The 26,090-nt window shown below is 63.5% G+C and carries 27 protein-coding genes and 1 pseudogene; 15 read left to right on the plus strand and 13 right to left on the minus strand.

Annotated elements, in window-relative coordinates:
* Nucleotides 1–20: 20 nt before the first annotated feature.
* Complete coding sequence (locus tag ACN9M3_RS28340) at nt 21–1,346, minus strand: MFS transporter (RefSeq protein WP_426319342.1); 1,326 nt, start codon at nt 1,344–1,346, stop codon at nt 21–23.
* 9 nt (nt 1,347–1,355) lie between these two features.
* Nucleotides 1,356–2,732, minus strand: coding sequence for a KamA family radical SAM protein (locus ACN9M3_RS28345; RefSeq protein ID WP_426319343.1), 1,377 nt, complete (start codon nt 2,730–2,732; stop codon nt 1,356–1,358).
* A 171-nt stretch (nt 2,733–2,903) separates the two neighbouring features.
* On the opposite strand from ACN9M3_RS28345, the gene ACN9M3_RS28350 reads away from it, so the two are divergent.
* Nucleotides 2,904–3,353 carry a cache domain-containing protein gene (locus ACN9M3_RS28350; protein WP_426319344.1) on the plus strand — a complete coding sequence of 150 codons (450 nt, stop codon included), beginning with the start codon at nt 2,904–2,906 and terminating at the stop codon, nt 3,351–3,353.
* Nucleotides 3,354–3,362: 9 nt separating this feature from the next.
* Nucleotides 3,363–5,135, plus strand: a complete 1,773-nt coding sequence (locus ACN9M3_RS28355) for a methyl-accepting chemotaxis protein (protein ID WP_426319345.1) — start codon at nt 3,363–3,365, stop codon at nt 5,133–5,135.
* Here the strand turns inward: ACN9M3_RS28355 and ACN9M3_RS28360 are convergent.
* Nucleotides 5,064–5,633 (minus strand): DNA-3-methyladenine glycosylase, encoded by a 570-nt coding sequence (locus ACN9M3_RS28360; RefSeq protein WP_426165142.1) that lies wholly within the window; start codon nt 5,631–5,633, stop codon nt 5,064–5,066. The two genes, ACN9M3_RS28355 and ACN9M3_RS28360, sit on opposite strands and share 72 nt — an antisense overlap.
* A gap of 121 nt (nt 5,634–5,754) precedes the next feature.
* Between ACN9M3_RS28360 and ACN9M3_RS28365 the strand changes: the two genes are divergently transcribed.
* The 4 genes from ACN9M3_RS28365 to ACN9M3_RS28380 all read left to right on the plus strand — a co-directional run bounded on the left by ACN9M3_RS28365 (nt 5,755) and on the right by ACN9M3_RS28380 (nt 11,006).
* A complete protein-coding gene (locus tag ACN9M3_RS28365) occupies nt 5,755–6,621 on the plus strand; it encodes an HDOD domain-containing protein (protein ID WP_426165144.1) in 867 nt (288 codons plus the stop codon).
* Nucleotides 6,622–6,626: 5 nt separating this feature from the next.
* Nucleotides 6,627–7,742, plus strand: a complete 1,116-nt coding sequence (locus ACN9M3_RS28370; protein WP_426165146.1) for a hypothetical protein — start codon at nt 6,627–6,629, stop codon at nt 7,740–7,742.
* A gap of 42 nt (nt 7,743–7,784) precedes the next feature.
* Entirely contained in the window at nt 7,785–8,963 is a 1,179-nt protein-coding gene (locus tag ACN9M3_RS28375) for a tetratricopeptide repeat protein (protein WP_426319346.1), read from the plus strand.
* Nucleotides 8,964–9,089: 126 nt separating this feature from the next.
* On the plus strand, nt 9,090–11,006 hold the full coding sequence (locus ACN9M3_RS28380; RefSeq protein WP_426319347.1) for a CocE/NonD family hydrolase: 1,917 nt from the start codon (nt 9,090–9,092) through the stop codon (nt 11,004–11,006).
* A gap of 7 nt (nt 11,007–11,013) precedes the next feature.
* Here the strand turns inward: ACN9M3_RS28380 and ACN9M3_RS28385 are convergent, their stop codons facing one another.
* On the minus strand, nt 11,014–11,613 hold the full coding sequence (locus ACN9M3_RS28385) for a YdeI/OmpD-associated family protein (RefSeq protein WP_426319348.1): 600 nt from the start codon (nt 11,611–11,613) through the stop codon (nt 11,014–11,016).
* Between the two features lie 87 nt (nt 11,614–11,700).
* Between ACN9M3_RS28385 and ACN9M3_RS28390 the strand changes: the two genes are divergently transcribed.
* Nucleotides 11,701–12,537, plus strand: a complete 837-nt coding sequence (locus tag ACN9M3_RS28390; RefSeq protein WP_426165154.1) for an alpha/beta hydrolase — start codon at nt 11,701–11,703, stop codon at nt 12,535–12,537.
* Here ACN9M3_RS28390 and ACN9M3_RS28395 read toward each other — a convergent pair.
* Nucleotides 12,521–13,372, minus strand: coding sequence for an alpha/beta hydrolase (locus tag ACN9M3_RS28395; RefSeq protein ID WP_426165156.1), 852 nt, complete (start codon nt 13,370–13,372; stop codon nt 12,521–12,523). The two genes, ACN9M3_RS28390 and ACN9M3_RS28395, sit on opposite strands and share 17 nt — an antisense overlap.
* 11 nt (nt 13,373–13,383) lie before the next feature.
* Nucleotides 13,384–14,091 carry a TetR/AcrR family transcriptional regulator gene (locus tag ACN9M3_RS28400; protein ID WP_426319349.1) on the minus strand — a complete coding sequence of 236 codons (708 nt, stop codon included), beginning with the start codon at nt 14,089–14,091 and terminating at the stop codon, nt 13,384–13,386.
* A gap of 23 nt (nt 14,092–14,114) precedes the next feature.
* Between ACN9M3_RS28400 and ACN9M3_RS28405 the strand changes: the two genes are divergently transcribed.
* Both ACN9M3_RS28405 and ACN9M3_RS28410 read left to right on the plus strand, forming a co-directional pair.
* A complete protein-coding gene (locus ACN9M3_RS28405; RefSeq protein ID WP_426319350.1) occupies nt 14,115–15,719 on the plus strand; it encodes an acyl-CoA dehydrogenase family protein in 1,605 nt (534 codons plus the stop codon).
* Between the two features lie 38 nt (nt 15,720–15,757).
* On the plus strand, nt 15,758–16,003 hold the full coding sequence (locus ACN9M3_RS28410; protein ID WP_130310317.1) for a DUF3297 family protein: 246 nt from the start codon (nt 15,758–15,760) through the stop codon (nt 16,001–16,003).
* Here ACN9M3_RS28410 and ACN9M3_RS28415 read toward each other — a convergent pair.
* From ACN9M3_RS28415 to ACN9M3_RS28425, 3 genes and pseudogenes are all read right to left on the minus strand, one after another.
* Nucleotides 15,994–17,334 carry a glycosyltransferase gene (locus ACN9M3_RS28415; RefSeq protein ID WP_426319351.1) on the minus strand — a complete coding sequence of 447 codons (1,341 nt, stop codon included), beginning with the start codon at nt 17,332–17,334 and terminating at the stop codon, nt 15,994–15,996. The genes ACN9M3_RS28410 and ACN9M3_RS28415 overlap by 10 nt on opposite strands.
* Nucleotides 17,335–17,496: 162 nt before the next feature.
* Nucleotides 17,497–17,961 (minus strand): hypothetical protein, encoded by a 465-nt coding sequence (locus tag ACN9M3_RS28420; RefSeq protein ID WP_426319352.1) that lies wholly within the window; start codon nt 17,959–17,961, stop codon nt 17,497–17,499.
* A 477-nt stretch (nt 17,962–18,438) separates the two neighbouring features.
* Nucleotides 18,439–18,681, minus strand: a pseudogene (locus ACN9M3_RS28425) (DNA-deoxyinosine glycosylase); the annotation flags it as partial.
* 127 nt (nt 18,682–18,808) lie between these two features.
* On the opposite strand from ACN9M3_RS28425, the gene ACN9M3_RS28430 reads away from it, so the two are divergent.
* Entirely contained in the window at nt 18,809–19,150 is a 342-nt protein-coding gene (locus tag ACN9M3_RS28430) for a type II toxin-antitoxin system RelE/ParE family toxin (RefSeq protein WP_426319353.1), read from the plus strand.
* The gene (locus ACN9M3_RS28435) at nt 19,125–19,436 is read left to right on the plus strand and encodes a DNA-binding protein (RefSeq protein WP_426319354.1); all 312 of its coding nucleotides are present in this window, start codon (nt 19,125–19,127) and stop codon (nt 19,434–19,436) included. Before ACN9M3_RS28430 ends, ACN9M3_RS28435 begins: the two co-directional genes overlap by 26 nt.
* Before the next feature lie 192 nt (nt 19,437–19,628).
* On the opposite strand, the gene ACN9M3_RS28440 is transcribed toward ACN9M3_RS28435, so the two are convergent.
* Entirely contained in the window at nt 19,629–20,162 is a 534-nt protein-coding gene (locus ACN9M3_RS28440) for a DNA-deoxyinosine glycosylase (protein WP_426319355.1), read from the minus strand.
* A gap of 41 nt (nt 20,163–20,203) precedes the next feature.
* On the minus strand, nt 20,204–20,758 hold the full coding sequence (locus ACN9M3_RS28445; protein ID WP_426165186.1) for a PEP-CTERM sorting domain-containing protein: 555 nt from the start codon (nt 20,756–20,758) through the stop codon (nt 20,204–20,206).
* A gap of 203 nt (nt 20,759–20,961) precedes the next feature.
* Between ACN9M3_RS28445 and ACN9M3_RS28450 the strand changes: the two genes are divergently transcribed.
* From ACN9M3_RS28450 to ACN9M3_RS28465, 4 genes are all read left to right on the plus strand, one after another.
* Nucleotides 20,962–21,399, plus strand: a complete 438-nt coding sequence (locus tag ACN9M3_RS28450; RefSeq protein WP_426165188.1) for a DUF962 domain-containing protein — start codon at nt 20,962–20,964, stop codon at nt 21,397–21,399.
* Between the two features lie 85 nt (nt 21,400–21,484).
* A complete protein-coding gene (locus ACN9M3_RS28455; RefSeq protein WP_426165190.1) occupies nt 21,485–22,426 on the plus strand; it encodes a DMT family transporter in 942 nt (313 codons plus the stop codon).
* Complete coding sequence (locus tag ACN9M3_RS28460; protein WP_426165192.1) at nt 22,423–22,905, plus strand: GNAT family N-acetyltransferase; 483 nt, start codon at nt 22,423–22,425, stop codon at nt 22,903–22,905. The genes ACN9M3_RS28455 and ACN9M3_RS28460 overlap by 4 nt, the downstream gene beginning before the upstream one ends.
* Nucleotides 22,906–23,126: 221 nt before the next feature.
* Nucleotides 23,127–23,285, plus strand: coding sequence for a hypothetical protein (locus tag ACN9M3_RS28465; RefSeq protein WP_426165194.1), 159 nt, complete (start codon nt 23,127–23,129; stop codon nt 23,283–23,285).
* Here ACN9M3_RS28465 and ACN9M3_RS28470 read toward each other — a convergent pair.
* Together ACN9M3_RS28470 and hutI are read right to left on the minus strand one after the other, a co-directional pair.
* Nucleotides 23,239–24,831, minus strand: a complete 1,593-nt coding sequence (locus tag ACN9M3_RS28470; RefSeq protein WP_426319356.1) for a glycine betaine ABC transporter substrate-binding protein — start codon at nt 24,829–24,831, stop codon at nt 23,239–23,241. The two genes, ACN9M3_RS28465 and ACN9M3_RS28470, sit on opposite strands and share 47 nt — an antisense overlap.
* 2 nt (nt 24,832–24,833) lie before the next feature.
* Entirely contained in the window at nt 24,834–26,090 is a 1,257-nt protein-coding gene (gene hutI / locus ACN9M3_RS28475) for an imidazolonepropionase (RefSeq protein ID WP_426319357.1), read from the minus strand.

Genomic DNA, 26,090 nt, shown 5'->3' on the forward strand with positions numbered 1-26,090 from the left:
TTCGTGTTGAAGGCGACATTCTACCGGAAGCGTCGGAGCAGGTAGCGGCACAGGCCCGGCAACTGGATCAGCACCAGCAAAGCGAAAGCGCATTGATAGGCCAGGGCCGGGTAATTCCCCAGCGGCGATGGCCGCCACAAGCCGATCACCTGGCCGAAGCCGGCCTGCACGATGAAGGCGCCGATGAAGATCAGCAGGTTGAGGCAGGTCGAGGCGCGCCCCGTCAATGCTGGCGGCATCGCTTGCGCCACGATGGAATATTCCATTCCGGTGACGCAGCCGACCAGCATGAACAACACCGGCAGCACCTGCTGCGCCGGGCGCCAGCCTGATGCGAAAGCACATTGCAACAGCACGAAGACCAGTATTCCCGCAGCCGCAATATCGAGCGTGCGCCAGCCTCGCTTTGCCGCCCATTCGGTCAGCATGCCGACCGCGATCGAGCCGAAGATCACCGCCGCCATCCCAAGGTAGAGCAGCCAGGCGATAGCTTGCTCGCCGTAGCGGGGCACATCGGCCAGCCAGCGCGCTATCCACAATCCCTGCACGCCAAAGAAGACCGTGTGCGGCAGCAGCACCAGCATCGCGGTCTCGCGGAATACCGGGTGGGTGAAGGTTTCCACCAGTGCGCTGCGGGTGAACGGGCGCGGTGGCGCGGCCGGCGGGGTCGGAGCGAGAAACAGGATCAACAAAGCGACCGCGATGCAGGCACCGGCCAGCGCGATCATCAGCCATTGCCAGCTCATATGGTGCAAGGCCAAGCGCACGGGCAAAGTGGCCGTTGCCGCGCCCAGGCCGCCGGCAGCGATCAGGTAGCCTTGCACAGAAGGCAGCTTGTGCGCCGGCAGCCAGGTGTTAAGCGCCTTGATGGCCGACATGAAACAGGCCGCCAGTCCAAACCCCATGAGCGCGCGTGCAATCGCAAGGCCGGCGAAATCCCTGCCGCCCGCAAAAGCCAGCGTGCCGATGGCTGCGATCAGCAGCAGCACGAACTGCACGCGGCGCGGCCCGTAGCGGTCCAGCGCAATGCCGATCGGAAGCTGGGCGAACGCGAAGGCGAGGAAGTAGGTACTGGTCAACATGCCAAGCTGCGACGGCGTCAGGTTTGCCTGCGCCACGAGCTGCGGCGCCAGCATGGCGTTCACGCTGCGCAGCAGCCAGGAGATATAGTGTCCCAGCGCGAAGGGAATGAACACCAGGAACAGCGTGGCGGGACCGGACAAGGTGCCCGGCACCCGCTCGCGCCCGCACCACCAGCGCGCAGGCGCTCTCGCCCATCGCCTGCGCCAATCACCGGGAAGCGGCGCTGCCGCTTGCGCATCGCGAGTGGCGGCGGGCGCGCGCATCGCATGCTCCTATGCGACCAGCGGAATCACCCGGCGCGGCAGCACCGGCACCGTTGCCACACCCGGTACATGCCCGGCTCCCTGCTCGCCCTCCTCGAAGAAGAACTTGTCGCGTCCGAACGCCGGCCGGAGCTGGTCGAACCAGGTCGCGGTCGGGTCGTACTTGGCGTAGAAGGGCTTGCGTACCCAGTCCGCATTGCGCGCCTGCAGGAACTGCAGGGCAAACACCTTCTCGCCGCCGACCTGGGCCACGCCGTCGATCACCACCTTGCCGGGAAATGCACTCATGGAGGGGCCGCGCACCGTGCGCGCCAGTCCGGACACCATCTGGTAAGCCTGCTGGAACACCTCGTGCGCACGCGCCAGCGGCAACTGGAAATACTCGCGCGGCCCCGTATCGCGCTCGACGAACATGTAATACGGGATCGCTCCCAGCCTCACGCCGGTGCGCCACAGCTCCGCCCAACTGGCCGCGTCCTCGTTGATATGCCTGATCAAGGGCCCTTGCATGCGCAAGGTGGCGCCGGTGCCGACAATCCTCTTGACCGCCTGCTGCGCTACTTCCTGCCGCAACTCCACCGCGTGGTTGTAGTGCCCCATGATCGCCATGTTCTTGCCCGCTGCGACAACGCGCTCGAACAGGCGCAGCAGGTCGTCGGCATCGCGGTCGCTGACATAGCGCTGCGGCCAGTACGACACGGACTTGGTGCCGACGCGGATGTTCTGGATATGCTCCAGGCCGGGCGCGAGCAGGGGGGCGATGATCTCCTCCATCGAGCGCGTGTTCATGATCATCGGATCGCCGCCCGTGATCAGCACGTCCGTCACGTCCTTGTGCATCTTCAGGTACTCCACCAGCTGCGTGGTTTCGCGCGCGTCGAACTTCATGTCGTCCATGCCGACGAACTGCGGCCAGCGGAAGCAGAAAGTGCAGTAGGCGTGGCAGGTCTGGCCCGCGCTGGGGAAGAACAGCACCGTCTCCTTGTACTTGTGCTGCAGGCCGCGCAAGGGGGCATCGTTCACGCGCGGCACGTTGTGCGTCATCTGCCCTGCCGGGTGCGGGTTCATGCGCAGGCGGATCTGCCGCACCAGCTGTTGCGCGGCTGCGTCATCCTGCCTGACCAGGACCAGGTCGCGCAGCTGCCAGTATTCGTGCGCGGGCAGCATGTCGCGGTGCGGGAACACCAGGCGGTAGATCGGATCGTCCGGGATATTGTCCCAGTCGATCAACTGGTCCAGCACGTACTGGTTGGTGCGAAACGGCAGCACATGCGAGATGACCTGCACCGCTTCCTGCTGCTCGGGCGTCAGCAGTTCCCACTGCGGCGCCTGGCGGATGGTTTGGCGGGTGTATGGCTTGAACTTGGGCAGGGCATCGGCGGTCATGGCGTACTCCTGGGTGGGTGGGCTAGGACTTCATGATGGTCCGATTAAGAAACGGCCTATTGCCGTAGCTCAATGCCCAGCCGGAAAAATCCTACGAGCTTGCGTTTGCGCAATTGCCGACCAGGTGTGCAGACGTACAGTTGGGCTTCCATCCCAGCCAAGGAGACCGGCATGAAACACATCCTGCTAGCACCACTGCTCTTCCTCGCCATGGCGGCGCCCCAAGCCAGCGAGCCGACCGAAAAGGACGCCATCGCCATGGTGGAAAAAGGCGCGGCCTTCATCAAGCAGCATGGCAAGGACAAGTTCATCGAGAAGATCTCCGCCAAGGATCCTGAATTCATCCAGGGCGCGCTGTACGTCGATATCCGCGACCTGCAGTCGGGCATCGTGCTGGCGCACCCGGTCAATCCCACCATCGTCGGCAAGGATCTGACCGATGTGCCCGATGCCAGCGGCAAGAAGTACCGGCGCGAGATCATCGAACTGGCTGCCCGCAAGGGCAAGGGCTGGGTCGACTACATGTACAAAAACCCCACCACCGGCAAGATCGAGCCGAAGACCACCTACATCCAGCGCGTCGGCGATGCGGTGCTGGAAGCAGGCATTTACAAAAAGTAGGAGGCGGCCATGCTGAACCGACTGCGGATTGGACCCAAGCTGTTGTTGGCGCCGGGCGTGGTACTGGCGCTGCTGCTGGCGACAGCGGCATGCGCCTGGTTCGGCATGGTAAGGCAGAACGCATCGATGGAAAACCTGGTGCAGCTGCGCGCGGCGCGGCTGCAGGCGGTGGCCGACGTGGCGGGCGAGGCGCGCATGGCGCATGCCAATATCTACCAGCTCCTGGCCTGGATCAACGGCAGCTTTGCGCAGGCGCGGCTGGACGCACTGACGGCGCAGCTGCGCAACCGGCATGCTGCAGTCGGCACGCGGCTGGAGCAGCTGGGGCGCGAGGCGGCGCCCGACGAGCGCGGCTTGCTGACAGGCTCGCAGCAGGCACTGGCGAGCTATCGCAAGGCGGTGCAGGAGACCATCGAACTGGCGCAGGTGGACCAGTCGATCGCGACCAATGCCATGGCCAAGGCGGAGCGCCAGTTTGCGGCGCTGGACCTGCAGCTGTCGCAACTGGCTGCGCAGGAAAAAGCCCTCAGCGAGGCTGCCTATGTCGGCGCGCGCCAGGAGTTCCGCCTGCTGGGCATGACGATGGCCGGCTTGCTGCTGCTGTCGGTGGCGCTATCGCTGGCGGTGTCGATGCTGGTGCGGCGCGCACTGTTGCGGGACATCCATGCCATCGGCGATGGCGTGCGCAGCCTGGCGTCGGGCCGGCTGGCAGCGCGCCCGCCGGCGCGCGGTCGCGATGAAATTGCCGATACGGCGCGGGCGCTGGACGGGAGCGTGGCGCAACTGAACGGCACCATCCGCGCCATCCGCGGCGCGGTGCAGCAGATCGACCTGGCGTCGCGCGAGATCGCGACCGGGAATATGGACCTGTCGGCACGCACCGAGCTGCAGGCCAGCTCATTGGAGGAAACGGCCAGCGCCGTCGACAGCCTGGCGGCGGCGGTGCGCAGCAATGCCGACCATGCGCGCGAGGCTTGCCAGGTGGCCGCCAATGCCAACGAACTGGCGGCGCGCGGCGGCGCGGCAGTGTCGGATGCGGTGCAGACCATGGAGGCGATTCGCTCTTCTTCCCGCAAGATTGTCGAGATCATCGGCGTGATCGACGGGATTGCGTTCCAGACCAACATCCTGGCGCTGAACGCTGCAGTGGAGGCGGCGCGGGCGGGCGAGCAGGGTCGCGGGTTTGCGGTCGTTGCGGCGGAGGTGCGCACGCTGGCGCAGCGCAGCGCCACGGCGGCGCACGAGATCAAGGCGCTGATCAACGCTTCGGTGGCGACCATCGACCGCGGCGCGGAATCGGTGGGCGTTGCCGGGGGCAGCATGGGGGATATCGTGGCCTCGGTACGGCAGGTTGGCAGCATTATCCAGCGCATCAGCGATGCCAGCGCGGAGCAGGCGCGCGGGATCACCGAGGTCAACCAGGCGGTGGGGCAGATTGATGACGTCACCCAGCAGAATGCGGCCCTGGTCGAACAGGCGGCTGCCGCCGCCGCCAGCCTGCAGGAACAGGCGGCCGGGCTGGCGCAGGCGGTCGCCGTGTTTGAACTGGGCGACGAGATGGCGCCCGGCTGGGGCGAAGCGCACGGCAGCGAAGGCGCCGCAGCGGGCAGTGGCGGCGGTGCGGAAGCGATCGGCTTGGACGACTGGCGCGACGTGGCGCATGGCGGCGAGCGCCGCGTGGCGGGCAGCCCGATGCGCGCGCGGCAGGGCTTAGCGGAATGGGCGGCTGACAAACGGCGAACCAGCCAGGCCGAAACGCCAGGGAACATCCACCGCCTTTGAAATGCCGATGCGCGGCCCGACCACGACCTGCACCCGCCCCTTGCGCGGCAGCAGTTCGAACGGCGCCGCGCCAAGCGACATGGCATTCAGTTCGCGCGTCACGCCCATCGCCTGCGCCAGCCGGCCCGGCCCGGAGCACAGCAGCCGCACGTCGTCCATGCCGCGCCGCGCCTGCATCTGCCGGATGCCCTGCAGCGGCTCGATGGCGCGGATCAGCACCCCGGCGCCGTGCCCCTCTTCCCGGCACACAAAATTCATGCACCAGTGGATGCCATGCGAGAGGTAGACATAAGCATGGGCAGGGGGACCGAACATGGCGAAATTGCGCGCCGTTTCGCCGACAAAGGCGTGTGACGCCGGATCTTCCCGGTCATACGCCTCCACCTCGACAATACGTCCCCCAACGCCATTGACGAGCACCGTCACGCCGATCAGGCGGCGCGCCACTTGCTGTGCGGGAGCGCTGAAATCAATACCAGCCAAAATGTGAGAAGACATGCTATCGATTGTAGCAATCCTGTTATTTATGCATGAAAAAAAACTCATTCGTGCCCCGGGTTGCAGGCAAAAAACAGGCGATAATGACGGGGCCCGCCAGCAGAACAACATTCGAAGCAAAATGACAACAGCAGCAGCCCGGCTCCCGGCCCACAATACGACCGCAGAAGACGCGCTGTTGCGCTCCATCCGCATCCCGCCGCGTCCCAGCCTGCTGGTCGACCTGCAGCGCGAACTGGCGCAGGACGACCCGTCGCCGCGCGCCATCGCCCGCATCATCGGCAACGACGTCGGCATGTCGGGCGCCCTGCTGAAACTGGCCAACTCGCCGTTCTATGGCGCCACGCGCAAGGCCAAGTCGGTCGAGCAAGCCATCAACTTCCTCGGCATCAACCAGTGCGCTGCCATGTTGACCGGCATCCTGGCGCGCGAAGCGGTCGGCGCCAACAACCCGGCCCTGAACCAGTTCTGGGAAGTGTCGTCCTGCCGCGCCCAGGCCCTGGTCTTCATTTCCCGCAAGCTGCGCCTGGCGCCGCCCGATATCGCCCATACCTTCGGCCTGTTCTGCGACATCGGCATCCCGATCCTGATGGCGCGCTTTGAAGACTACGGGCAGACGCTGGACATCTGCAACGGCGCCGCCAGCCGCAAGTTCACCGAGATCGAAGATGCCCGCCACACGACCAACCACGCCGCCATCGGCTGCCTGCTGGCGCGCAACTGGGGCCTGTCGCCGGACGTGTCCTGGGCCATCCTGCACCACCACGACTACGAAGTGCTGTGCGACGACGCCACCGACGACGCGATCCGCTCCCTGGTCGCCGGCGCGGTGCTGGCCGAACGCGCCATCCAGCGCTATCACGGCAACAGCGCGTCGCTGGAATGGGAAAAAGGCGGCGAGGCCGCCTGCCGCCACCTCGGCATGAACGAGGACGAAACAGCCGACCTGCTGGACGAATTGCACGAAACCTTCCACATTGAACACTGAGCCGCATGCAAAAGACAAAGAACAAGCGCCCAGCACCACGCAAGCCCAATACACCTCCAGCCGACAAAGATGAAACCCTGAGCCAGGAACTGTTCAGCCTCGCGCTGGCACAGGAAGATGACCTGCGCCACGCCGTGCGGCGCTACCTGCGCCAGGGCAAGGACGCCATCCTGTATGGTGCCATCGAACTGGCGCGTGGCGAGGATGTCGCTGCCTATCGCACGCTGAAGGAGGCGATCGAAGAAGACGCCGGCACCGTCCTGCTGCGCAAGGGCGATGGTCCGGAAATGGAAATCAACGCCTTTGCCATCCCCGTCTTCGTGCACAGCCAGGGTGGCTTGCGCGAAGCGGAAGGCTTCCTGGACGAAGCGGCGTATGCTGCCCTGCTGGACAGCTTTACCGGCGCCGGCCTGGAAAGCCCGAAAGCCAGGGTGGTGCTGGTGCAGCACGCCTACGACCTGGCCGAAATGGAACGCATCAGCGCCAGCCAGCTGAACGCCATGGTGCACGAAGCGGCAGCGGCCATGATGGACAAGAAAGTCGCCGAAGCCCCGGCCCTGCTGCGCAGCATCGCCGGCTGGCAGCCGGCCGCGTTCGGCGCCGACGACGAAGCTGTCGAGCTGCGCTTCCTGCTCGGCTTCGCCCTGAAGCGTGCCGACGACCCGTTCTACGCCATGCCGGCAGCCGGCAAAAAGCAGGACGCCTGGTTCGAAGCGCGCATGCAGCGCTACCAGGACTGGACCGTTTCCGCCGCGCCGCTGGTGCAGCGCTGCCTGGCCGGCGCCGGACGCGCCGGCGAACTGCGCCTGAACTTCCTCTACCAGGACCTGTTCCATGGCGCCCTGCAGCAAGGCAAATCCGAACACTGGATGCTGGCCATGATGGCCGAATTCGGCGCCGCGCTGGACGGCCAGGGCCCGGCCCGCGCCATCATCACGCTGGTGGAGACCGAGGACGATGCGGCCCTCGGCGTGCAACTGATCGGCGCGGCCGGCGAGCTGGCGCACGCAGACCGCCGCCTGGACGTGGGCGACGAGGTGGAAGCGGAGATCGACGACCTGCGCGACGCCCTGGCGACCCTCGGGATCGACGACATTACCGTCGAATTGACAGCCCCCTGAGACGCGCACATACTTGTTTCATAGAGGTGAGGAGACGCCACCATGAAACTACTGTCAACATTGATTTTCGCTGCATTGCTGGCCGGCTGCGCAAGCGGTCCGCCGGCAGTTTCAACGCCTGAACGCGCGCTCTTCACCGACGCAGCCTTCCGCAAGCCGGCCGACATGATCACGCCGGAGCAAGTCTTTGAACTGTCGCCGGAAATGAAGGCCTATGCGAATAGGCTGCGTTCATCGCTAAGCGGCAAGTCGAAGCACCAGGCTCTGTATGAAGCGCTGTACCAGCGCGACCAGCTTCGCCTCGAATACGACTCCGAAACAACGCGCACGGCCGCCGAGGCCTTTGCAGCGCGCGCCGGCAATTGCATGTCGCTGGTGATCATGACGGCCGCCTTCGCCCAGGAACTGGGGCTGGAGGTGCAATTCCAGCGCATCACCAGTGAAGACACCTGGAGCCGTTCCGGTTCGCTGTACTTCAGCAGCGGCCACGTCAACCTGGTATTGAGCAAGCCAAATCCTGTATCGGAGCGTACCTACGATACCATGCGCTCGATTGTCATCGACTTCCTGCCGCCGCCGGATGCCGAGCTGATGCCGACCGAAATCATTTCGCAGCGCACCGTGGTGGCCATGTACATGAACAACCGCGCCGCCGAGACGCTGGTACAGGGCAAGCTGGACGAGGCTTACTGGTGGGCCCGCGCCGCCATCGAATACGAGCCCAACTTCCTGATGGGGTACAACACCCTGTCCACCGTCTACCAGCGCCACGGCGACATGCAGATGGCCGAAACGACGCTGCGCTTCGCCCACCAGCATGATCCTCTGAATACGGTGATCCTGTTCAACCTGTCCGAAGTCGCCAATGCGCTGGGCAAGAAGGACGAAGCGGCCAAATACAAGGCCGAGCTGGCACGGCTGGAACCCTACCCGCCCTTCTACTTCTTCCACATCGGACAGAAAGCAATGGCCGAAGGGGACTACCAGAAAGCGCGCTCGATGTTCGTGCGCGAAGTACAGCGTGCTCCGTATTACCACGAGTTCCACTTCTGGCTGGCCAAGGCATCTTTCGCACTGGGCAACCTGAAGGAAGCCGACAAGCATATGTCGCTGGCAGTAATGAACAGCACCACGCGCGGCGACAGCGCCATCTACGCCGGCAAACTGGCCGCCCTGCGCCTGTACGAATCGCGAGCCCGTCTTCGACCGGGAGAAATCTAAGTAACCCCGGTGCCAGCTCCTGACACGCGTAGCGTGTTGGGCCCTGGAACCGGCATCTCAAGTCCCGGTGCCAGCTCCTGACACGCGCAGCGTATTGGGCCCTGGCACCGGCATAATAAAGGAATCATGCTTTCCAAACTCAGCCCCCTCGCCCTTTCCCTTGCACTGGCCTTCGCAGGCGCCGCCCACGCGGCGCCTGATGAAAAGCCGGACCTGCGCTCCTCCTACACCAAGTACGAATTCCGCATCCCCATGCGCGACGGCGTGCGCCTGTTCACGGCCGTCTACGTGCCGAAGGATGCCGGCAAGTCCTATCCCTTCCTGATCGAACGCACGCCCTACAGCGCGGGCGTGAATGTCGACGGCCAGCTCCAGTACGGACCTGACTTTTTCCCGCGCCGCCTCGGCCCTTCGGCCGATTTCAGCGACGCCGGCTACATCTTCGTCAAGCAGGACGTGCGCGGCCGCTACATGTCCGAAGGCAAGTGGCAGGAAATGACGCCGCATGCCAAGACCGCGCTGGAGCCGGGCGAAGGCAATGAAAGCCGCGACATGCACGACACGGTCGACTGGCTGCTCAAGCATGTGGCCAACAACAACGGCAAGGTCGGCATCTACGGCATCAGCTATCCCGGCTTCTACACAGCAGCCAGCATCATCGACTCGCACCCGGCGATCCGGGCCGCCTCGCCGCAGGCGCCGGTCACCGACCTGTTCATGGGCGACGATTCCTACCATGGCGGCGCCTTCATGCTGGCGGCTAACTTCGACTTTTACGCCGCCTTCACGGAAGAAAAGAACCCATCACCCCTGCCCAAGAGCTGGAGCGATTTCGATTACGGCACCACCAGCGGCTACGACTACTTCCTGCAGCGCCTGACCATGTCGAACATCCTGGCCGGCATGCAGCCCAAGCAGCTGGCCTACCTGAAGCCGACCATCGACCACGACACCTACGACGAATTCTGGAAGTCGCGCAACCTGGCGCCGCACATGAAGAACGTCAAGGCCGCCGTGATGACCGTCGGCGGCTGGTTCGATGCGGAAGACCCGGCAGGACCGTTCTCGATCTACCGCGCCGTCGGCAAGAACAACCCGGGCATCTACAACGGCCTGGTAATCGGCCCATGGTCGCACGGCGGCTGGGCCAGCGGCGAAGGCAAGCGCCTGGGCCACGTGAAATTCGACAGCAAGACCAGCGAGTATTTCAACAAGAAGCTCTTGTTCCCCTTCTTCGAGGAGCAGTTGAAGGGCGTCAAGCCGGCGCAGCCGATTGCCGCCGTCAACACCTTCGAGACCGGTACCAACGTCTGGCGCCAGTACAGCGCATGGCCGCCGGTGCAGGCCAAGGCGAAGATGCTATACCTGGGCCCGAACGGCACCCTTGGCTGGACCCAGCCTGCTGCCGGCGGCGGCTTCGACGAATACATCAGCGACCCGCGCAGGCCGGTGCCTTATATCGGCTATCCGGCGACCGGCGTGCCACGCGAGTACATGGTTTCCGACCAGCGCTTTGCTTCGACGCGCCCCGACGTGCTGGTGTACCAGAGCGAAGTGCTGGAAGAAGACGTGACCATCGCCGGCCCGGTGACGCCCAAACTGTTCGTCTCCACCACCGGCACCGACAGCGATTTCGTGGTCAAGCTGATCGACGTCTACCCGAACGACTATCCGCAGGACAAGGAAGAAGAAAAGCACACGGACGTGGCGCCGCCGTCAGTGAAGATGGGCGGCTACCAGCAACTGGTGCGTGGCAATCCGCTGCGCGGCAAGTTCCGTAACAGCTTCGAAAAGCCCGAGCCTTTCGTGCCGGGCAAGGTGGAGCCGCTCAGCTACCAGCTGGGCGACGTGCAGCACACTTTCCGCCGCGGCCACCGCATCATGGTGCATGTGCAGAGCAGCTGGTTCCCGCTGGTCGACCTGAACCCGCAGACCTTCGCCAACATCCCGAACGCGAAGCCGGAAGACTTCGTGAAGGCCACCCAGCGCGTCTACCATGCGCCGGGCACGGCGTCGGGCCTGCAGCTGATGGTGATGCCTTGAGCGGTGCCTAGCAGTTCTCGTACTTCCAATGCCGCTTCTTGCCCTCGGCAATCCACTCGACCGCCTGGGCCATGCGCTTGTCGCGCGTGGCCTCGGTCTTTGCTTCGGTCAGCCAGTCGCAGTAATCGCGCTTGGCGCTGGTTGAAAACTCGTTAAAGACCTCATATGCAGCCGGGTTGGCTTCCAGCGCAGCGATGAAGTAATCCGGCACCACCAGTTCGCGCGGCGCTGCCTTCGGACGCGCGACCTTGGTCCCCTGTTCGTTGAGCTTCATGGCCTTCTTGATGTAGGCAGTGAGCTCTTTCTTCGGCGGCAAGTCCTTGATCGAGGTAATGCGGCCGAACTGGCCCATGGCTTCCTTGCCCTTGTCATTCTCGGCCGCAATCAGCAATTCAGCCTTCCAGAAGTTCAGGGCGCAATGCTGCTTGAAGGCGGCAAAGCTGCAGATGATTCCGTGGTAGTCGAAGTTCGGCATGCTCCACTTGATGGTTTCCTTCACCTCAGGACAAGCCGCGTGGATCACTTCCCGCAGGTGGGTCAGGATGGGCTGGGCGAATTCGGCCGACTTGGCGATGTACTCGTCGACGCGCGGATCAATGGTGGGCATGGTCATCCTATCAAGTGTGTTGCCACAATCTGACATCGGTGCGTTGCTTAACGCAGTTTGCTCAGCATTAGGAGCATACTAAGACACATGAACAATTCACGCAAAGTGGCCGCCGCCGCTGGCGCCGTGGGTTTCGTCTGGGCTGGATTGACGGCCCTCCTCATGGCCGGCCAGCGCAAGCTGCTGTTCAATCCCACCGTCAAGCGCGAGGTACAAAGCCCGCGCAGCAGCGGCCACCGCACACGTGCAATCGTGTTGCGCGGCGACGACGGAACGCGTCTGGCGGGCTGGCTGATGACGCCGCGCGAACCGGGCGTGCGGCCTGCCGTGGTGTATTTCGGCGGGCGCTCGGAAGAAGTGTCCTGGCTGGTGCGCGATGCCGGGAACCTGTTCCCCGGCATGACGGTATTGACCCTGAATTACCGCGGCTATGGCGATTCGCACGGCGAGCCCGGCGAAGAAATGCTGGTTGCCGACGCCTGCATGCAGCTCGACTGGCTGTGCAAGCACCACAAGGTCGACCCGACCCGCATTGCGGTGGTGGGGCGTAGCCTTGGTTCCGGCGTGGCAGTGCAGCTGGCGATGCAGCGGCGGGTGCAGGCCACGGTGCTGATCACGCCGTACGACTCCATCCTGGCGCTGGCGCAGCGTAAATTCCCTGCGCTGCCGGTGTCGATGCTGCTGCAGCATCGCTTCGAATCGGTCAAGCACGCGACGCAACTGGCGGCGCCGACCTACGTGCTGCGCGCGGCAAGCGACGATATCGTGCCGCATTCGCACACCAATGAGCTGGTCAGCAAGCTGGCCTGCCTGCACCACGACGAAATCATTCCCGATTCCGATCACCTGAACATCCCTTACCTGCCGACTACCCAGCAGAAGATCGCCTGCTTCCTGCAGGCGCAGTTCACGCAGCCGGCTTGAATACCGAGCGGAAGGCGCGCATCGCGCCCGGATGGCCGATCGTCATATGCGTTTCTTCCAGCATTGGCGCCATTTGCCAGTGCAGGCCGTCGAGCTGCACGCTGCCCAGCGCCTGCTCCAGCTGTTTCGCCAATTCCGGCTGGCCTTTCTCGCCACTGGTGGCGATGAACAGGGTCTTGTCCAGGCGCTTGCGGGCGCGCAGCGCGCCGGCGGCGGTTTTCAGGATCTGGCGGTTGTTCCACCATAGCGTCGGGTCAATGGCGATAAAGGTGTCGAACATCTCCGGCGCCTGCAGGAAGGTTTCCAGCACGAACATGCCAGCCAGCGATTCGCCTATCAGCGCGGTCTCTCCAGTGGTGTTGTAGCGTGCTGTCACCTGCGGCATCAGTTCTTCGCGGATGAAGCGGCGGAACGCGGCAGAGCCGCCGACCACGGGGGCAATCTTCCTGTCTTCCGGGTTTTCGGTAGGAGCGGTCATGTCGCGGCGCCGCTGCGTATTCTCGATCCCCACCAGCATGAAGGAGCGCATCACCAGGCTGGCCACCGATACTTGCAGCAGGCCTGCCGTGTGCACGAAGTCTTCCGCCACGCCGCCGTCCAGCATGAACAGCACCGGCAGCGGCGCATCCGGCTTCACGTTCCAGGCCCGCGCCGAGTAGACGTTGATGCGGCGCATTTCGCCGAGGATTCTGGACTCCATCGTGAACGTTTCGCCAATCGCCAGCGGTGCAGCAGGCGCGGCGCCAGCCGCCCCAGCTTCCGCCGCCCCCGCCCGCGCCACCGCGGACGCCAGCACGCCCGCTGCCACGCCCAACACCTGCCTCCTGCTTGCCATGCTTTCTCCTCTCAAAACACCAGACAGCCCCGGTACGCGCGCGGCGCGACCACGGACAGATAACCATGCACCGCCTGCCGCACCAGGGCCCGCAGCGCAGCCGCATCGGGCCGCTCGCTGCGCGCCATCAAGGTCTGCGACACCAGGCTGTAAGCGATGGCATGCGCGGCAAAGGCGGCATCCTCCAACGTTGCGCCGGCCGGCCAGTCGGCGCCCGCGCCCAGGCCGCGCTCCCACGTGGCTACGAACTCCCGGTAAAGCTCACGGAACGCCTGCGGCTTTGAAATCTGGCGCTCCAGATGAAACAAGGCCGCCCACTGTTCGGGTTCCGCCAGCGGCGCCTGTAATTGCGCGTCCAGCAGCGCGTCGACCCGTTCCGGCAGCGGCAGGCCGGCCGCCGCCTGCGCCGACTGCTGCAACGCATCGGCAATGGCCCGCACCCGCTGGCGGATGCTGACTGCGGCCAGCGCTTCCTTGCTGGCGAAGTACTCGTAAAAGCTGCCGGCGCCAACGCCAGCCAGCGCCAGCACCTGTCGGATGCTGACCTGCGCATAGCCTTTCTCGACGAGCAGTTGCACGAAAGCCTGCTCGATGGCCTGCGCCGTGGCGCGGGCGCGCGACTGTGTCGGTTTTCGCCGCTTCGGCGCGACGGGAAGTGGTGCATGCATGGTCGGAATCCGAACACCCGGGAAAGCGCCGAGCATTACACTTTCTTGCACATTAATCAAGGAGCTGCGCCGCAATGGACAACCTGCCCCACGAATTGCAAGGCTATAACCTGTACACCAGCGACCTCGCGCTGCAGGAAGGCATCTGCCGCGCCGGCGCCGGCGCCCATGAAGCCGAACTGGAAGCCTATGGCGCGCTGCTGGGCAGCGCGGCCACGATCCGGATGGCCGAAGACGCCAACCATTTCAAACCCGAACTGCAAACCTTCGACCGGCAGGGCCGCCGCATCGACCGTATCGAGTTCCATCCGGCCTGGCACGGCATGATGCGCATGGCGCGCGAGCAAGGCATGATCACCCAGCCCTTCTCGGACCCGCGGCCCGGCGCCTGGGCGGCTTACGCGGCCGCTTTCTCGATGCACCACCAGATCGAGTCCGGCAGCCAATGCCCGCACTCGATGACGCTGGCCTGCGTGCCCGTATTGCGCCAGGAGCCGGAACTGTTCGAAGCGCTGGCGCCGAAACTGTTCTCGCGCACTTACGACCCGCGCGACATCCCGCTCGAGGAAAAGGATTCGATCCTGGTCGGCATGGGCATGACGGAGAAACAGGGCGGCTCGGACCTGCGCACCAACACCACGCGCGCCGAAGCCGTTGCCGGCGGCTACGAGCTGACCGGACACAAATGGTTTTTCTCCGCGCCAATGTGCGATGCGCACCTGGTGCTGGCCCGCACCGAAGGCGGACTGTCCTGCTTCTTCGTGCCGCGCTACCGGCCGGATGGCAGCAAGAATGCGGTGCAGGTGCAGCGCCTGAAGGAAAAGGTCGGCAACCGCTCGAATGCCAGCAGCGAAGTGGAATTCCATGGCGCCTGGGGCCGCATGGTGGGCAAGGAAGGACGCGGCATCCCGACCATCATCGAGATGGCCAATATCACGCGGCTGAACTGCGTGATGGGCGCAGCGAGCCTGATGCGCCAATGCGTGGTGCAGGCCATCCACCATTCGCGCCAGCGGTACGCCTTCGGCAAACGGCTGGTCGAACAGCCACTGATGCAGAACGTGCTGGCAGACATGGCGCTGGAAAGCGAGGCTGCCACGCAGCTGATGATGCGCATGGCCGAAGCCTTCGACCGCGACGACAGCCCGCTGGAGCGCGCTTACCAGCGCATCGTCACCCCGGCAGGCAAGCTGTGGACCACCAAGCGCTCGATCGAACTGTCGGCGGAAGCGATGGAAGTCTTCGGCGGCAACGGCTATATGGACGAAGGGCCGATGGGACGCCTGTACCGCGAAACACCGGTACTGTCGATCTGGGAAGGTTCCGGCAACGTGATGGCGCTCGACCTGCTGCGCGCCATCGGCCGCGAGCCGGAAGCCATGGCCGCACTGCTGGCCGACCTGCAGGATGGCTGCCACGCCGACGCCGTGCTGCGCCCCCATCTCGCAGCGCTGGCCGGCCTGTTCGACGGCGGGCCAGCGCAGGAGGCGCCGGCCCGCCGCAACGCGCAAGCGCTGGTCCTGCTGATCCAGGCCCGGCTGCTGCGCGAACGCGCCCCGGCCGCAATCGCCGACGCCTTCATCGCCAGCCGCTTCGACAGCGCGCACGGCCGCATCTACGGCACCCTGCCGGACGCCCGCGCCCTGCCCGCCATCATCGACCGCGCCTGGCCGGTGTAACGCGAATCGCGGTCCGGCTTCCGGTATAATCCTGCCCCATGAACGATACTACCCGCCCAGAACTCCCGGACCACCTGTCGATCGACCCGCGCAGCCCGCACCACGTAGCTGCCGTGTTCGAGCACGACATTGGCATCAAATTCAACGACAAAGAGCGCTTTGACGTTGAGGAATACTGCATCAGCGAAGGCTGGATCAAAGTCCAGCACGCCACGGCCAAGGACCGCCGCGGCCAGCCGATGCTGATCAAGCTGAAAGGCAAGGTAGACGCCTTCTACCGCTGATATTCCTCCCCGGGCCAGCTTTCGCTGGCCTTTTTTCCGGCCAGCGCAGTCGAATCAAGGCGTCGGCTGCGAAGTTCGATTTGCCGCACCGCTTCCGCGACGCCATTCTCCTGCCGCATTCCTTCGCCAATCCGGCGTGCCCGCTCGCCCATCTCAGGATTTTCGCGCACATGGCGAATCTGCGCGGCGATGCCGGCTGCTGTCGCATTGCGGCGTTTGACGGTCTTGCCTGCGACGCCGATGCGTTTCAGCTCACGGCCCCAATGCTCCTGCTCACTGAGATTGGCGACCACGATCGAAGGCTTGCCCGCCAGCGTAGCCGACTGCGTCGTCCCGGCGCCTCCGTGGTGAACAATCGCCATGCAATGGGGGAAAATCCGGTGGTGCGGCGCCGCCGCGACGTACAAGATACGGTCGTCAGAGCTGAAGCCGCATGCATTCCAGTCGCTGCACTGGATGATCGCACGGCAGTTTGCCTCGCGCGCAGCATCGGTCAGCAAACGCAGGGCCGCCGTTTGCCCCTTGAGATCCTTGGGCATCCAGCTGCCAAAGGTCATGTACACCGGCGCTTCCCCAGCCGCAAGGAAGCCAGACAAGGAGGGCGGCAAAACTCCTTCCAGTTCACAGTTCGGCCGGTCAAGGAAACCGCAGACCTGGATCGAGTCGGGCCAGTCGGGTTGACGCGGACAGATTTGCGGGCTGACTGCCACCAGCGCCAGGTAGCGCGATACCCAGACGTCCGACACGATGTCGCGCATCGGCGCCATGCCCAATTGCTTGCGCAGCCGGTCCGGGTAGTGGCGCACAGTGCGATTCAGGAGAGTGCGGGTCAGCCACCATAACAGGCGATTTCCGTGCCTGCCGACCATCGACAAGCCAAGAGGATTGACATGATCGCTTGGCACGCCGCCATGCGACAACAGGACGCTAACGTAGGGCAGCCCCGCATGTTCCGCCGCAACCTGCAACGGGTGCATGAAGTAATGCCCAACCAGCAGGTCCGACTCCGCGCACAGGCGCCGGGCCGCCTCGAACATGGCGTCCTCCGCCGGCGCAAACGCCAGGCGCAAGATCTCGGCCATCTGCTTCAGCGGATCACGGATGCGATAGGCAGCCTGGCCGACGGCTTCGGCCTGCTCGGCGTTGAAGGTGAGCGGTGTCAAGACGGTGATTTTCGCCCCGGCAGCGGAACGCACCTTGTCGTACGTTTCGGCTTCGAGGCTGGTAATCACCAGGTGGACTTCATGGCCGGCGGACTGCAAGCCATCGGCAAGCGCAAGAAAGGGACGGATATCACCGTGGCTGCCCCAAGTCAGCATTCCAATTTTCATCGTGCCTCCGGAATCTCCGTCAGGTCGTGGTACACCAGCTTGCCGAGTTTGCGCGCCGCGGCCACCATGGCCTCCGCCGCGGCGGAGGCGCCGTCAATGCGCAAGATGGCGTTGCAGTGAGAAAGTAAGCGCTCACAAAGTGGCCGCAAGCGCCACACCAGTTCATTTTGTGAGGAGAAACGCGAAGCGATCAGCGAGCATTCCCCACTGCTTTTCACCGCCGTTGGCTTCATTGGCTTGGCATTGGCCGAGAAGTTGCTGGCATCTCAGTTTTGACAAGGTGATGTTTCCAGTCTCAATGAATGCATCCATTCCGCACCTGACACCGGCCATGTAAAGATCAAGATACTCAACGCCACCTCTTTCAAGGAGCTCTTGCGCAAGTCGCGATACAACCCTGTTCACACCCCAGGCTTCTTTTGCAAAGAGAGTTTCCGCTTTGGACAGCGCCGCAATCAAAGCCAACGGAAAGGCATCCTTGTCATCTTCAAAATAGGAACATACGGCCCTGCGAAACTGCAGATTGCCATCGACGAATTCATCAGCATGCTTACCGTTCCAGGCAAATGCAATTTGAGGTTCAGCATCCGGAGAATAGGTGCGAACAAAATCTTCAACTGCCAACATGCAACTCCTATCTACAATCTAATGAACTAGCGAAGGCGGCTCCTGGCCGGTCACTTCCGATTGTACTCGACGCGAGGGCCGCGCTAGCCAACTCGGCCGCTGGCGCCCGGGCGCGGAAGTGTAGAGCGCGGAATGCGCCTTCGCAGATCAGACATTCGCTGCGCATTTGGCTACAGAACGCGTTCTCCGCGTGTAAACCGTATGTTGATTGTCTCAAGCTCGGGATGGCTTAGCCATGCTGTCACCCCAAACCGGACGTATCGCCAGTCGACGACGTCCAGCAAATCCCAGTCAAAGAAGGTGATGAACGAAAGCACCGCGTCGGCTGTGAAATTGACTCAATTCTTCAATCAACTCGTCAGACAGCAGACCTGCGCAACTGTCCGCTCCTGGCCGATTGCAAACTTCAACTTTTAATCCGGCGCAGCATGGGCTGTAAAGCCAGCCATTGCTTTAGCCGAGCGCCTTGACACCTCATTTCCCCGCCGTGCCACCGTTGAACGCAATTGCCTCGATATTTGGGAAGCGTTCGAGCAAACCAGGCAGGTCATTATCATTCCGTTGACGGATCTGGCTATCCAAGCTTCCCGGGCGATGCGCCTCCGCCACGACGTCCCACAGGCCGATGCTATGTCCCAGTAAGGCCGCCAGTCGAGCCCCATACGCCAAGGCGCGCAGGTCGGCTTCGATCACCTGCCCCACCAGCTCCCAGAACTTGTTGATGTTTTGGTCAATTTGACACTCGCGAAATCGTTTCAATCTACGATGTGCATCAATTCCCTTCTCTGAATCCTGTGCAATGCTTGTTCGCCTAATTCGTCTTGCGACGATTCGCTTATAAGCTAAAATGTACGCTATCCTTCACTACCTTGATTCTCATGGTCGGGACCACTTCCAGGAGTGGCTGGAAGCTCTGGGTGATCGGAAGGCAAAGTTAGCAATCATCCGGCGAGTGGCGCGATTGGCCGCTGGCTTAGCAGGTGACCACCGGTCTCTCCGCGACGGAGTTCAAGAGCTTCGAATTAATGTCGGCCCAGGATACAGGGTGTACTTTGCATTTGTTGGCAGGGCGGTCGTTCTTTTGACCTGCGGCGGTAGCAAACAAACTCAAGGCCGAGATATCGCCTCCGCAATCGACATGCTACGAGATTGGAAGACCAGAAATGACGAAAAGCCACCGTTCTCATGATGACGCCACTGTCGAGATGTTTAGAAAGGATCCATCTCTCGCCGCAGACTATCTTAATGACGTACTAGCGACCGGCGACGAAGTGGACCTGATGATGGCGCTAAGATATTTGAGCACTGCCTTCGGTGGTGTGCAGGAAATAGCGCGCCGGGTGGATGCCAACCCGAATACGATGTACCGCACATTGTCAGAACAAGGCAACCCGTCGTTGAGGACTTTGCGGGCAATTCTAAGCTCGATGGGATTACGCTTAGCAGTCCAGCCGATCGCCGCGGGCAAAACATAGTCATCTACTTGGAACCTTCGAATCGACGGCGACGGCTTTCACCCCGAAGCCGCCGATCGCTGCCAGAGAGCGTGGGAAGCGATGGACAGAATGAAGTAATCGTTGCGCCGCATCGATCACATTCACGTAAGCCCAACTTTCGTTCCATTCGTTCCTTTCCCAATTGTCCCATTGGCCGATTGCGGCCTGCGTCTAATAATCATCGAACCGTCTCATTATCGGCTGTAATGCTAGCCACAGTTTAGCTTTACCTGCGTAAGGCAAAGTGTAGGCCGGGCTACTCGAGGGCAAAGTCAAGATTTGATACGCAACAGCTCGGGAACCAAGCGCTTTGATGCCTAATTTCGCTGCCGTGCCGCCGTTGAACGCGATCGTTTTGATCGTCGGGAAGCGTCCGAGCAATCCGAGAAGGTCATTCTCGTTGCGGTTGCGAATTGCGCTATCCAGGCTTCCTCGGCGATGTGCTTCGGCGACGACGTCCCACAAGCCGATACCGTGTTCGCGCAGCGTTGCGAGTCGTGCGTGGTAGGTCATAGCGCGCAGGTCGACGTTGATCACCTGCCCCACCAGCTCCCAGAACTTGTTCTGAGGATTGCCGTAATACTCCTGCACCGCCAGCGATTTATCGCCCGGCAGGCTGCCCAGCACCAGCAAGCGGGTGCGATGGTCAACCACCGGGTCAAAGCAGCGCTTGCGCGCATCCTGGCATGTGTCGAGGTTCGTCATGCCAGCCATTCTATCAAGCGGGCCGGGCCCGCTTCCAGGCTTCAGGCCTTGCGGCGGCGTACCAGGCCGAAAGCACCCAGGCCCAGGCCGAACAGTGCCAGCGAAGCCGGCTCAGGGACGTCGGCAGCGGCGTTACGGCCTTCCACGGTGAAGGACACGAAGTCGGCGCCGCCGACCGCGTACGAGTCCACCATCGAAGTGTTTTGCCAGCGCACATTCAGCACATTGTCGGCTGCAAACTGCGCCCACTGTGCTGCGGTCAGGGCGATGGTGCCGGTGATGGTGTAGTCGTAGTCAGCCACGTTGGTCACGACATTGGAAGGGCCGCCGTTGGTGCTGCTCCAGTGGGTCAGTTGCACATTATCGAGGAAGAAGTTCAGGTATTCGTCGAAACCGGCATAGTTGGTGCCGTAGTCGCCCTTGGCGGTGATCGACAGGATGACGTCGCTTTGTGCAGGGCCGCTCAGGTTGAATGCACTGGTATAGCTTTGGCCAGTCGTCGTAATTGCAGTGGTGTTGCTAGCGATTACACCGGCGAAAGCGCTGGTGCTGGATGCGGCGGCGATCAGGGCTGCAGCGATCAGTTTCTTCGACATCAGTCTTACTCCATAGTGGTAAATAATAAACAGAACTGCTCATTAAGCAATATTGATGCCAGAGTGCATGTTTTGTTTCCAATCAATAAGTTAGGTTGAAAGCGAAACAAGAGGTGTAAAAAAATCCGACACCAAATGCCGATTCCTCAGGTGTAGAATCGAACGGTAGTGCTAAACAAACAACCACACTGGAGACCGCAACCATGAGCGAGCAGCGCGCCATCGTCACCCTGCTGTTGAAGTACAGCGAGAGTCACCTGAACCCCACGAATGAAGCGATCCACTGCGTGTGCGTGCCGCTGATCGTCTTCAGCCTGCTGGGACTGATCTGGTCCATTCACCCCTTGCTGGCGGTGGCGCTGGCGGCGGCATCGATGGTGTATTACTTCAAGTTGTCGCGCAATTTCGCGCTCGGCATGCTGCTGATGGCGGGCTTCATGCTGGCGGTGCTGAGCGCGCTGCCGCCGGCTGCGGTCCTGCCACTGAGCGGCTTGATCTTCGTCCTGGCATGGATCGGCCAGTTCATCGGCCACAAGATCGAGGGCAAGAAACCGTCGTTCTTCGACGACTTGCGCTTCCTGCTGATCGGGCCCCTGTTCGTCCTGGGCGTGCTGTATCGCCGCCTGAATCTCGCCTACTAAACCAGGGCGGCGCTGCCATGGCCGGGACTTGCGCGTCGCCGGCCGGCGCACTGCGCCGCTTCGAAGAAACACTTATACTGGCGGGATGCCTTCATCGATACTCTTCATTCTCGCCTGCCTTATCTGGGGTTCCACCTTCTTCGCGATTACCCTGCAACTGGGCGACATCGCTCCCGCCGTTTCCATCGTCTACCGCTTTGCACTGGCCTCGAGCGTTCTGTTCGCCTGGTGCCTGCTGCGCGGCGACAAGCTGAAGCTGTCGTGGAAGGCGCAGCGCTGGACTATCCTGCAGGGTTGCTGCAGCTTTGGCTTGAGCTATATCGGCACCTATAACGCGGAACAGTACGTCGTTTCGGCGCTGGTGGCGGTGCTGTTTGCGCTGATGGTGTTCTGGAATCCGATCCTGAACCGCATTGCCTTTGGCACGCCGCTGACCTGGCGCACCTGGGCTGCCGGCAGCGCGGCAGTCGGGGGCGTGGTGCTGCTGTTCTATCATGCGATTTCCGAGTCGCTGCGCGACGTGATGGCGGGCGGCCAGGGGCATTTCATCCTGGGCCTGGCCCTGGCGCTGGGCGCGACCATTGCGAGCTCGGTCGGCAATACGCTGGTGGTCAAGGTGCGCCAGCATGAATCGAATGTGCTGCTGACCATGGCCTGGGGCATGTTGTGGGGCACCCTGCTGGTGGCCCTGTGGGCGCTGGTGCGCGGCGATGCCTTTGTCATGCCGGCCACGGCTTCATACTGGGGCGGCTTGCTGTACCTGTCGCTGCTGGGTTCCGTGATCGCGTTCGCCTGCTACTTCACGCTGATCGACCGCATCGGCACGCAGAAGGCGGTGTATATCGGCGTAGTGACGCCGGTGATTTCCGTCTTGCTGAGCATTCGCCTTGAACATTACCGGCCGGGTTGGATGGAAGTCCTGGGCATGGTGGTGTGTATCGCCAGCGTGGCCTGGGCGCTCAAGGCGCCGTCGATGCCGGCCAGCCGCATTCCTGTTGACCTTAAACCTTTGAAGAAAGCTTCATGAGCAATTTGACTATCCGCCCTGCCCGTCCGGAAGACGTGGCGTCCATCATGGCCATGATCCGCGAACTGGCTGTTTTCGAAAAACTGGAACACCTGGTGGTGGCTGACGAGGCCATGCTGCATGAGGAAATGTTCGGCGCCAAGCCAGGCGTGGAGGGCATCGTCGGCGAGGAGTCGGGTGAAGTGGTGACTTATGCCCTGTTCTTCCACAATTTCTCGACCTTCCTGTGCAAGAAGGGGCTGTACCTGGAAGACCTGTACGTGAAGCAGAACCGCCGCGGCGCGGGCTATGGCAAGCAGATGCTGGCGGCGCTGGCACGGATCGCGGTCGAGCGCCAGTGCGGACGCTTTGAATGGTCGGTACTGGACTGGAATGTCAATGCAATCAAGTTCTACGAACAGATGGGCGCCGACGTGCTGCCAGACTGGCGCGTTTGCCGCGTTACCGGGCCGGCGCTGCAATCGCTGGCCAAGGCCTGAGACAAAAAAAATCCCTCGCGGCTCGTGTGTGGTCGGGCGAGGGATACTAAACCCAGGTGTCAGTTGGGAGGGGAGATGAATCGACGGTTTCAATATAGTCGCCCTGCCCCGACCGTGCCTCGTCACTTACAAATTCTTACCTGGCTTACATTTGATCTAGCTCAATACATTCTTCGGAGAAACTCCCAGAATGGATAGTCCCGCCTCGGTGGAGACTGACGATGTTCAAAGCTGTTTATCGGGTTTATCTGCGCCTTTTGCTGGACCGCTACACGCGGGAATTGCAGGTGCTGGCGGCGCAGCGGGCCAATGATGCATTAGCAGAGCAAGTACTCACGCACGAAGCCGAGCAGGTGCGCGCGCGGCTGCTGATGCTTTGAATCCCCTTTCCATCCATTCGAACAGCCCCTGCGTGAGCAGGGCCAGGAGGGCTGCCGGCAGCGCGCCGGCCAGCATCAGGGTGTTGTCGTTCAGGGCCAGGCCGGTGGTGATGCGTTCGCCGTAGCCGCCCGCGCCGATGAAGGCGGCAATGGTGGCGGTGCCCACGCTCATCACGGCTGCGGTTTTCACGCCGGCCAGGATGACTGGCGCAGCCAGCGGGAGTTCGACTTCTTTCAGGCGCTGCGTGCTGCGCAGGCCTAGCGCTGCGGCGGCTTGCTTCAGGCCTTGCGGTACGCCGCTGATGCCGGTGCAGGTGTTGCGGATGATCGGCAGCAGCGCGTAGACGAACAGCGCACACAGGGCTGGCATGGTGCCGATGGTGCCCAGCAGCGGAATCAGCATGGCCAGCAGGGCCAGCGAAGGGATGGTTTGCAGGGTTCCTGCGACGGCCATCACTGGTTCGCGCAGCCTTGGGCGGTAGGCGGCGAGGATGCCAAGCGGGATGCCGATGGCGCTGGCCATTGCGACCGACAGTGCGACCAGGAGGATGTGCTGGCGGGTCAGGGGCCAGAAATCGTCAGCAAAAAGGCGTCGCCAGAATGTCGGGACGCTGGCTGGCGCGCCCGGGGCCGGGGCCGCGGCGGCGTGCGATGCGCCGGCCGCGCTAATGGAGGCCGGGTGGCGCCCGAGCCAGTCGCTGGCGATGGCGGCGAACGGCTGGCCGTGCAGTTCGGCGGCGGCGTTCATGGCGATCATGTCGGTGGCGCTGATGCGGCCTTCGAGCGCGCGCAATGCCTTCCAGGCGGCAGGGAAGCGCTGGGCAGCGTCGAGGCGGTACAGCAGGACGGCGTCGTAGCGCGGGAAGTAGCCGCGGTCGTCCTCCAGCACGCGCAGGCCGTATTGGCTGATCTTGGCATCGGTGGAGTAGATGTCGATGACGTCGACTTGCTTCTGCGCCAGCGCTTCATAGGCGATGCCGTGGTCAAGCCCGCGCGGCGCGGCGCCAATGCCGTACTGCCTGGCGAGACCCGGCCAGCCGTCTGCGCGGCCGATGAATTCATGCGACAGGCCGTAACGCAGGCCGCGCCGTGCTGCCAGTTCGCTCAATTTGCGCGGGCTGCCCGCGTCGCCGCGCACCGCCAGGGCGTATGTGTTGTTGAAGCCAAGCGGGATGGCCACGCCCAGGCCTTGCGCGGCCAGTTCGCGCTGCATCTGCTCCAGCGTGGCGGGCTGAGTGTGTTTCAGGATTTCCAGGCTGATCGTGCCGGTGTACTCGGGATAGACGTCGATGCTGCCGGACTTCAGCGCGGCCAGCACGATCGCTGTGTTGCCAAGGCCTTGCCTGTGCTCGACCCGCGCCTGCGCCGCAGCGGTTTGCGCCAGCAACTCGCCAAGGATGTAGGACTCGGTGAAGCGCTTGGAGCCGATGCGCAGCGTGGCGCCGGTGGCGTCGGCGGCGCCGGTGTTCGCGGCGCCCGCTGCGCTGCAGGCAACGAGGGCGGCGGTCGCCAGGGCCGGCAGGACTGTGGCGGCGCGGCGCAGCAAGGTCAGGCGCCTGCGGCGGCAGCAATGGCTGGAATGCCGACCACGGGGTCGCGCCAGACGCCTCGGTTGACCACGGCGACGCAGGGGTTGAAACCGAAGGCGTAGCACAAGTCGGCCGGGCGGGCGATCTGCCACAGCGCGAAGTCGGCGCGCTTGCCCACTTCCAGTGTGCCGACCTCGCCATCCAGGCCCAGCGCGCGGGCGGCATGGATGGTGCAGCCGGCCAGCGCTTCGAGCGGCGTCAGGCGCCACAGCGTGCACGCCATATTCATTGCCAGCAGCAGGGACGTCATCGGCGAGGTGCCGGGATTGTTGTCGGTCGCGACTGCCATCGGTACGCCGGCAGCGCGCAAGGCGGCGACCGGCGGCGGCGTCGTGTCACGCAGGAAGTAGTAGGCGCCCGGCAGCAGCACGGCCACGGTGCCGGCGGCTTCCATGGCGGCGATGCCGGCAGCCGACAGGTGCTCCAGGTGGTCCGCCGACAGGCCGCCAAAGCGCGCCACCAGGGCCGCCCCGCCCTGGTCGGACAACTGTTCGGCATGCAGCTTGACCGGCAAGCCATGCTCGCGCGCGGCGGCGAAAATGCGCTCGGTCTGGGCGGCAGTGAAGCCGATGCGCTCGCAGAAGGCGTCCACCGCATCGGCCAGGCCTTCGTCCGCCAGGGCGGGAAGCATGCCGATCACGGCGTCGACGTAGTCGTCGGGCCTGTCCTTGAATTCGGGCGGCAGCGCGTGCGCGCCGAGGAAGGTGGTGCGCACCGACACCGGCATGACCTGCTCCACACGGCGCGCCACGCGCAGCATCTTGCTTTCGGAGGCGAGGTCCAGGCCGTAGCCGGACTTGATTTCCAGCGTGGTCACGCCTTCGGCCAGCAGCGCGGCGATGCGCGGCAGGGACTGGCGCAGCAATTCTTCATCGGAAGCGGCGCGGGTGGCGCGCACGGTGGACATGATGCCGCCGCCGGCACGGGCGATATCCTCGTAGCTGGCGCCGTTCAGGCGCGCCTCGAATTCGTCGCTGCGGTTGCCGGCGTGGACGATGTGGGTGTGGCAGTCGATCAGGCCCGGCGTCAGCCAGCAGCCGCCGGCATCGTGCTCCAGCTCCGCGCTGCCCGCCGCGGCCGCATCCTGGCGGCGGCCGATCCAGGCGATGCGGCCGTTATCGACCGCAATCGCGGCATCGCGGATTTCGCCATAGCCCTCGCCCGCCATGGTGGCCAGGTGCACGTTGGTGATCAACAGGTCCCACTCTACTGCCAT

Origin of the sequence: Pseudoduganella sp. R-43 (assembly GCF_049913255.1) — a bacterium.
Classification (GTDB): domain Bacteria; phylum Pseudomonadota; class Gammaproteobacteria; order Burkholderiales; family Burkholderiaceae_D; genus Rugamonas.

Coding starts and splice junctions, on each gene's coding strand:
- ACN9M3_RS28340 (WP_426319342.1), bottom strand. CDS start 1,346: ATGCGCGCGCCCGCCGCCACTCGCGATGCGCAAGCGGCAGCGCCGCTT.
- ACN9M3_RS28345 (WP_426319343.1), bottom strand. CDS start 2,732: ATGACCGCCGATGCCCTGCCCAAGTTCAAGCCATACACCCGCCAAACC.
- ACN9M3_RS28350 (WP_426319344.1), top strand. CDS start 2,904: ATGAAACACATCCTGCTAGCACCACTGCTCTTCCTCGCCATGGCGGCG.
- ACN9M3_RS28355 (WP_426319345.1), top strand. CDS start 3,363: ATGCTGAACCGACTGCGGATTGGACCCAAGCTGTTGTTGGCGCCGGGC.
- ACN9M3_RS28360 (WP_426165142.1), bottom strand. CDS start 5,633: ATGTCTTCTCACATTTTGGCTGGTATTGATTTCAGCGCTCCCGCACAG.
- ACN9M3_RS28365 (WP_426165144.1), top strand. CDS start 5,755: ATGACAACAGCAGCAGCCCGGCTCCCGGCCCACAATACGACCGCAGAA.
- ACN9M3_RS28370 (WP_426165146.1), top strand. CDS start 6,627: ATGCAAAAGACAAAGAACAAGCGCCCAGCACCACGCAAGCCCAATACA.
- ACN9M3_RS28375 (WP_426319346.1), top strand. CDS start 7,785: ATGAAACTACTGTCAACATTGATTTTCGCTGCATTGCTGGCCGGCTGC.
- ACN9M3_RS28380 (WP_426319347.1), top strand. CDS start 9,090: ATGCTTTCCAAACTCAGCCCCCTCGCCCTTTCCCTTGCACTGGCCTTC.
- ACN9M3_RS28385 (WP_426319348.1), bottom strand. CDS start 11,613: ATGCCCACCATTGATCCGCGCGTCGACGAGTACATCGCCAAGTCGGCC.
- ACN9M3_RS28390 (WP_426165154.1), top strand. CDS start 11,701: ATGAACAATTCACGCAAAGTGGCCGCCGCCGCTGGCGCCGTGGGTTTC.
- ACN9M3_RS28395 (WP_426165156.1), bottom strand. CDS start 13,372: ATGGCAAGCAGGAGGCAGGTGTTGGGCGTGGCAGCGGGCGTGCTGGCG.
- ACN9M3_RS28405 (WP_426319350.1), top strand. CDS start 14,115: ATGGACAACCTGCCCCACGAATTGCAAGGCTATAACCTGTACACCAGC.
- ACN9M3_RS28410 (WP_130310317.1), top strand. CDS start 15,758: ATGAACGATACTACCCGCCCAGAACTCCCGGACCACCTGTCGATCGAC.
- ACN9M3_RS28415 (WP_426319351.1), bottom strand. CDS start 17,334: ATGAAAATTGGAATGCTGACTTGGGGCAGCCACGGTGATATCCGTCCC.
- ACN9M3_RS28420 (WP_426319352.1), bottom strand. CDS start 17,961: ATGTTGGCAGTTGAAGATTTTGTTCGCACCTATTCTCCGGATGCTGAA.
- ACN9M3_RS28430 (WP_426319353.1), top strand. CDS start 18,809: ATGTACGCTATCCTTCACTACCTTGATTCTCATGGTCGGGACCACTTC.
- ACN9M3_RS28435 (WP_426319354.1), top strand. CDS start 19,125: ATGACGAAAAGCCACCGTTCTCATGATGACGCCACTGTCGAGATGTTT.
- ACN9M3_RS28440 (WP_426319355.1), bottom strand. CDS start 20,162: ATGACGAACCTCGACACATGCCAGGATGCGCGCAAGCGCTGCTTTGAC.
- ACN9M3_RS28445 (WP_426165186.1), bottom strand. CDS start 20,758: ATGTCGAAGAAACTGATCGCTGCAGCCCTGATCGCCGCCGCATCCAGC.
- ACN9M3_RS28450 (WP_426165188.1), top strand. CDS start 20,962: ATGAGCGAGCAGCGCGCCATCGTCACCCTGCTGTTGAAGTACAGCGAG.
- ACN9M3_RS28455 (WP_426165190.1), top strand. CDS start 21,485: ATGCCTTCATCGATACTCTTCATTCTCGCCTGCCTTATCTGGGGTTCC.
- ACN9M3_RS28460 (WP_426165192.1), top strand. CDS start 22,423: ATGAGCAATTTGACTATCCGCCCTGCCCGTCCGGAAGACGTGGCGTCC.
- ACN9M3_RS28465 (WP_426165194.1), top strand. CDS start 23,127: ATGTTCAAAGCTGTTTATCGGGTTTATCTGCGCCTTTTGCTGGACCGC.
- hutI (WP_426319357.1), bottom strand. CDS start 26,090: ATGGCAGTAGAGTGGGACCTGTTGATCACCAACGTGCACCTGGCCACC.